The 5,769-nt window shown below is 72.8% G+C and carries 4 protein-coding genes; 1 reads left to right on the plus strand and 3 read right to left on the minus strand.

Features of this window, described 5'->3' with window-relative positions; genetic code table 11:
* Positions 1-231 precede the first annotated feature (231 nt).
* Positions 232-789: a MarR family winged helix-turn-helix transcriptional regulator gene (locus L7D48_RS24750; RefSeq protein ID WP_237882660.1), complete on the minus strand. Its 558-nt coding sequence runs from the start codon at positions 787-789 to the stop codon at positions 232-234.
* 162 nt (positions 790-951) lie between these two features.
* Between L7D48_RS24750 and L7D48_RS24755 the strand changes: the two genes are divergently transcribed.
* On the plus strand, positions 952-2,253 hold the full coding sequence (locus L7D48_RS24755; protein WP_237882662.1) for an MFS transporter: 1,302 nt from the start codon (positions 952-954) through the stop codon (positions 2,251-2,253).
* Between the two features lie 42 nt (positions 2,254-2,295).
* Here L7D48_RS24755 and L7D48_RS24760 read toward each other — a convergent pair whose 3' ends face one another.
* Both L7D48_RS24760 and L7D48_RS24765 read right to left on the minus strand, forming a co-directional pair.
* Positions 2,296-4,050, minus strand: coding sequence for a SpoIIE family protein phosphatase (locus L7D48_RS24760; RefSeq protein WP_237882663.1), 1,755 nt, complete (start codon positions 4,048-4,050; stop codon positions 2,296-2,298).
* Between the two features lie 173 nt (positions 4,051-4,223).
* The gene (locus tag L7D48_RS24765; RefSeq protein WP_237882666.1) at positions 4,224-5,573 is read right to left on the minus strand and encodes an NAD(P)/FAD-dependent oxidoreductase; all 1,350 of its coding nucleotides are present in this window, start codon (positions 5,571-5,573) and stop codon (positions 4,224-4,226) included.
* Positions 5,574-5,769 lie beyond the last annotated feature (196 nt).

Genomic DNA, 5,769 nt, shown 5'->3' on the forward strand with positions numbered 1-5,769 from the left:
CCGTCCGGCTCCTAATCGAGCCACCCGGACCGGAATTGCGGCACGCCGCAATTCACCCCGGGAAGGGATTCACATCGAGTGAGTGGTCGCCGCCGAAGGCGACAGAAGAGCTGCCCGGAGAACCGTTCCGGCTCCCTGGCAACTCGGAGAACCCTACGGATCGCTCCACCGGCTGTCAAGTGGCGCCCATGACCTCCTTCAGCCGGTCGGCGTGGGGCTCCGCCCAGCCGGTCAGTCCAGGTCGCTGAGTCGGCCGCCGGCGTCCGGCTGGGTGTCCTCCACCCGGCGCAGCAGGCGCGTCAGCAGCTCTCCCAGGGTGACACGCTCCTCACCGGACAGGTCCTGGAGCAGGTCCTCCTCGAAGACCGAGGCCATCCGCATCACCTGGAGCCATTTCTCGCGGCCGTCGTCGGTCAGCTCGACGATCACCCGTACGCGGTTGTTCTCGTCCCGCTCCCGGGTGACCAGGCCGGCGGTCACCATGCGGTCGATGCGGTGGGTCATGGCGGCGGGGGTGAGCCCCAGCCGTTTGGCGAGGGCTCCCGGGCCCAGGCGGTAGGGCCTGCCCGCCATCACCAGTTCCTTCAGCACCTCCCACTCGGCGTGGTTGAGGCCGAGGGTGGCGAGCTGGCGTCCGTAGGCGACGCTCATGCGCCGGTCGAGGCGGCTGAGCGCGTTGACGATCTTCTCCACCTGGGGGTCCAGCTCACCGTACTCACGCTGGTAGATGGCGATCTGCTCGTCGAGCGTGGGGCCGCGGTCCTGGTCCGAGGGGGGCTGGTCGGGCATGGGACCGGAGTATGGCATGAACTCGTTCGCTTCGAAGTCTTCGCCTGTGTACTCTTTAGCATCGAACTTTAGCTTCGAAGTCTCTCTTCGGGCTTCTCCCCCATTCCATGTTTTCCGCCCATGTGTGCCCGGACGGCGCACCGGACTCAGAGGCAGGTGAGTGTGACCACCGCGACGGGCGCCGCGCTGCGCCGGATCCAGACGGGGAACGCGCTGAGCGCGTTCGGCAACGGCTTCACCGTCCCGTTCATGTTCATCTACGTGGCCCAGGTGCGGAATCTGGGCGCGGGCACCGCCGGGACGGTGCTCGCGCTCTTCGCCGTGGCCGCGCTGGTGGTGCTGCCCTTCACCGGGCGGGTGATCGACCGTCGCGGCCCACTGCCCGTCGCCGTCGCGGGAACGGTCCTGGCCTCCGCCGGTTCGCTCGGCATCGCCTTCTCGGAAGGCGTGGCGGCGATGTACGTGTCCGCCGCCGTCTTCGGTGCGGGCCTCTCGGTGATCCAGCCCGCGCTCGCCACGATGATCGTGTGGTCCTCCACCACGGCGACACGTTCGCGCGCCTTCGCCACGCAGTTCTTCCTCAACAACCTCGGGCTCGGCGTCGGCGGACTGCTGGGCGGCCTGGTCGTGGACACCGAACGGCCTTCGTCGTTCCTGCTGCTGTTCGGGATCGAGTCGGCGATGTACCTGGTCCTGGGCGCGACCGTGGCGACGGTGCGGCTGCCGGACGGGCCGCGTGTCGAGTGTTCCGCCCACGGCGGCGAGGGCGGCGCCGCGGCCGGGGGAGGCTGGCGGGAACTGCTGTCCGACCGGGCGATGGTGACACTCTCCGCGCTCGGCTTCGTGATGTTCTTCGCCTGCTACGGGCAGTTCGAGTCCGGGCTCTCGGCCTACGCGGTCGAGGCCTCGCGGATCTCCCCGGCGACGCTGGGGATCGCGCTCGCCGCGAACACGGCCGTGATCGTGCTGGCGCAGTTCGTCGTGCTCAGGGTGGTGGAACGGCGGCGGCGCAGCCGGGTGATCGCGCTGGTCGGGCTGATCTGGACGGTGGCATGGCTGGCGGCCGGGGCGTCCGGGCTGGTGGCCGACCGCCATGCGCTGGCCGTCGCGGCGATCATCTCCACGTACGCGCTGTTCGGGCTGGGCGAGGCGATGCTCTCGCCGACCGTGGCGCCGCTGGTGGCGGATCTGGCTCCGGCCCGGATGGTCGGGCGGTACAACTCCGCCTTCGCCCTGGTGAAGCAGCTGGCGCTGGCGATCGGTCCGGCGGTGGGCGGGCCGATGGGAGCCACGCTGCACGGGCCGTACATCGTGATGCTGGTGCTGTGCTCGCTCGGTGTCACCGTGCTGGCCCTGCTGCTGGGCCGCAGGCTGACCACCGAGCAGGACAACCCGCTGAGGGCGTCCCTGGTGGTCGCCGCCTCGGTGCCGGCCCGGTCCGCCGAGCCCGTGCGGGCCGCTTGACCCGTCCGGACCGGTCGGTGCGGCACGGCTGACGCGGGGCGGTCAGCGCGGCACGGCCTGCGGGAGCGCGAACTCGCACCACACCGCCTTTCCGCCGCCCGGGGTGCGGCGCGATCCCCAGGCGGAGGCGATGGTGGCGACGATGGAGATGCCCCGGCCGCTCTCGTCCACCGGTTCGGCCCGGCGGCGGCGGGGGAGGTGGTCGTCGCCGTCGGTCACCTCGACGATCAGGCGGCGGTCGGTGCGGCGCAGGCGCAGGCACATCGGCGGGGTGCCGTGCTGGAGGGAGTTGGCCACCAGCTCGCTGGCGGCCAGCACACCCAGATCGTGCAGTTCCCGGGGGAACCGCCAGCTCGTCAGGACTCCGGAGGCGAAGGCGCGGGCGCGCGGGGCGGCCTCGACCCCTCCCAGGAGGTCGAGCGCGGCGTTGTGGAACAGCTCCGCGTCGTGGCCGGTGCGGACCGGGTGCTGGAGGGCCAGGAGCGCGACGTCGTCGTCGTGCTCGGCGGTGATGCCCATGGCCCGCAGGAGCCGGTCGCAGACGACCTGGGGGCTGCCAGTCGCTCCGGCGAAGGCCTCCTCCAGCACCTCGATGCCCTGATCGATGTCGGCGTCGCGCCGCTCGACCAGGCCGTCGGTGTAGAGGACGGCGGCAGAGCCCTCGCCGAAGGGGACGCAGGCGGAGGTGTGCAGCCAGCCGCCGGTGCCCAGGGGCGGGCCGGTGGACTCGTCGGTGCGGTGGACCGTGCCGTCCGGGTCCCGGACGAGGATCGGCAGGTGGCCGGCGGATGCGTACACCAGGCGGCCCTCGTTGGGGTCGTGGACGGCGTAGAGGCAGGTGGCGATCTGGTTCGGGTCGATCTCGGCGGCGAGCCCGTCGAGGAGCTGGAGCACCTCGTGGGGCGGCAGGTCCAGCCGGGCGTACGCGCGCACGGCCGTGCGCAGCTGCCCCATGACGGCGGCCGCCCGCACCCCGCGGCCCATCACGTCGCCGATGACCAGGGCGGTGCGGCCCGCGCCCAGGGTGATGACGTCGTACCAGTCGCCGCCGACCGCCGCGTCGGTGCCGCCCGGGCGGTACGTGGCGGCCACCCGCAGGTCGTCGGGCTGCTCCAGTTGCTGCGGGAGCAGGCTGCGCTGGAGGGTGACGGCCGCCTCGCGCTGCCGGCGCTCGCTGACGCGCAGCCGTTCGGCCACCTCGACCTGGTCGGTCACCTCGGCGGCGAAGACGAGGACGCCGCGCCGCGCTCCGGGGCCCTTCAGTTCGACGGGGGTGCAGGTGAAGGTGTAGTAGCCCGGGCGCGTGCCGCCGCCGACGGCTCTGGGGCTCCTGTCTCCCCGCCCTCCCGCGCGGCCCTCCACCCGGCGGGACTTGACCGTGCGGGGCCTGCCGCTGCGCAGGACCTGGTCCATCAGCGGGAGGAGGCCGAGTTCGGCCAGTTCCGGCAGGGCCTCGCGGGCGGGGGCGCCGGGCTCGCGGGGGCCGAAGGCCGCGGCATAGGCGTCGTTGACGAACGCGATGCGGTGGTCGGGTCCGTGGACGAGTGCGACCAGGGCGGGGACCTGCCCGAGCAGGTCCTGTGCGGGCAGGTCGTCGAGGCCGCGTCTCGCGTCCTGCCCGGCTTCCTGCCCCGCTCCCCCGGTGTCCGCAGCGGGCGGCTCGCCGTGCTCGTCCCGGGCGGCCGGGACGGCCCCGGCGGGGGCCGGTGCCTCGGGCGGGCGCCGTACGGCCCTGGCGGCGAGGCGTCGTTGCCGCTGCGTGCCGGGCAGCCGGGCGCTCCAGCGCGTGAAGTTCACTGCGTGCGGTCCGATCCGATTCCGATGTTCTCGTGTCTGGTGTGTGCCCGCGGGTACGGGCGGATGCCCCTGCCCGCCGGCCCGTCGCGCCGGCCGCGCCCGCCGGTGACTCTTCGCTGACGCGGGCCCACCCATGGTCACACGTCCAGTGTGACCGACGGCACCGACGGGTGTCAGGGGCCCTCGGGGTGGCGGCCGGTGCCCGCGGCGAGTTCGAACTCCGCGCGCGGGTGCTCCATCGAGCCGAGCGAGACGATCTCACGTTTGAACAGGCCGGCGAGCGTCCACTCCGCGAGGATGCGCGCCTTGCGGTTGACCGTCGGCACCCGGCTCAGGTGGTACACGCGGTGCAGGAACCAGGCAGGGTAGCCCTTGAGCCTGCGGCCGTACACATGGGCGACGCCCTTGTGCAGGCCGAGCGAGGCGACGGAGCCGGCGTACGAGTGCTCGTATTCCGACGGTTCCCGGCCGCGCAGCGACGCCACCAGGTTGTCGGCCAGCAGGCGTGCCTGGCGTACGGCGTGCTGGGCGTTGGGCGCGCACTTCGGGGGTGGTCCTTCCCCTGCCTCCCGGGTCCGGGACTTCTCCGCCGCCAGGTCGGGGACCGCCGCGGCGTCGCCCGCCGACCAGGCGTGTTCGGTGTCCTCGACGCGCAGGGTCGCGGTGCAGCGCAGCCGGCCGCGTCCGTCGAGGGGGAGGTCCGTCCTCTCCAGCAGGGGGTGGGGCTTGACGCCGGCGGTCCACACGAGGGTGCGGCAGGGGTGGCGGGATCCGTCGCTGAGCTGGGCGACGCGGTTCTCGCAGGAGTCGAGCCGGGTCTCCAGGCGTACGTCCACGTTGCGGCCGCGCAGTTCGCGCACGGCGTAGCGGCCCATGGCCTCGCCGACCTCGGGGAGGATGCGGCCGGTGGCCTCGACGAGGATCCACTTCATGTCCCGGGGGCGGATGTTGTGGTAGTAGCGGCAGGCGTAGCGGGCCATGTCCTCCAGTTCGGCCAGCGCCTCGACGCCCGCGTAGCCGCCGCCGACGAAGACGAAGGTGAGGGCGGCGTCGCGGACGGCGGGGTCGCGGGTGGACGAGGCGATGTCGAGTTGTTCGAGGACGTGGTTGCGCAGGCCGATGGCCTCCTCGACGGTCTTGAAGCCGATGCCGTTCTCGGCGAGGCCGGGGACCGGGAGGGCCCGGGAGACCGAGCCGGGGGCGAGGACCAGTTCGTCGTAGGGCACCTCGACGGGACCGGTGCCGGCGTGCTCGGTGGCGAGGGTCTCGACGGTGGCGGTGCGCCGGGCGTGGTCGATGGACTTCGCCTCGCCGATGACGATCCGGCAGTGGGGCAGCACCCGGCGCAGGGGGACGACGACGTGGCGCGGGGAGATGGAGCCGGCCGCCGCCTCCGGCAGGAAGGGCTGGTAGGTCATGTAGGGGTCGGGGGCGAGCACGGTGACCTGTACGCCCCCGCCGCCTTCCCGCGCGCGTCTCAGTTCGTGCTTCAGGCGCCGCTGGAGGCGCAGGGCGGTGTACATGCCGACGTAGCCGCCTCCGACCACGAGAATGCGCGCGGGTTCCTTCGTCACCCGTCCATGACGCACCCGCGGGCAGAGGTTTGTCCACAGGTCCTGGGAAACGTATGACTGGCGGAAGGCTCCGGCCCGGGCTCGCGAATTCGCCGCGGTCGCAGGGAAGGAGCAGTTCAGAGGGGGTGCGGGGGGTGTCCGGAAG

This window comes from Streptomyces sp. ICN903 (assembly GCF_022015835.1).
Classification (GTDB): Bacteria; Actinomycetota; Actinomycetes; order Streptomycetales; family Streptomycetaceae; genus Streptomyces; species Streptomyces fenghuangensis.

What these genes read in the sequence shown, in the direction of transcription:
- L7D48_RS24750 (WP_237882660.1), bottom strand. Translation starts at nt 789, where the DNA reads ATGCCCGACCAGCCCCCCTCGGACCAGGACCGCGGCCCCACGCTCGAC.
- L7D48_RS24765 (WP_237882666.1), bottom strand. Translation starts at nt 5,573, where the DNA reads ATGTACACCGCCCTGCGCCTCCAGCGGCGCCTGAAGCACGAACTGAGA.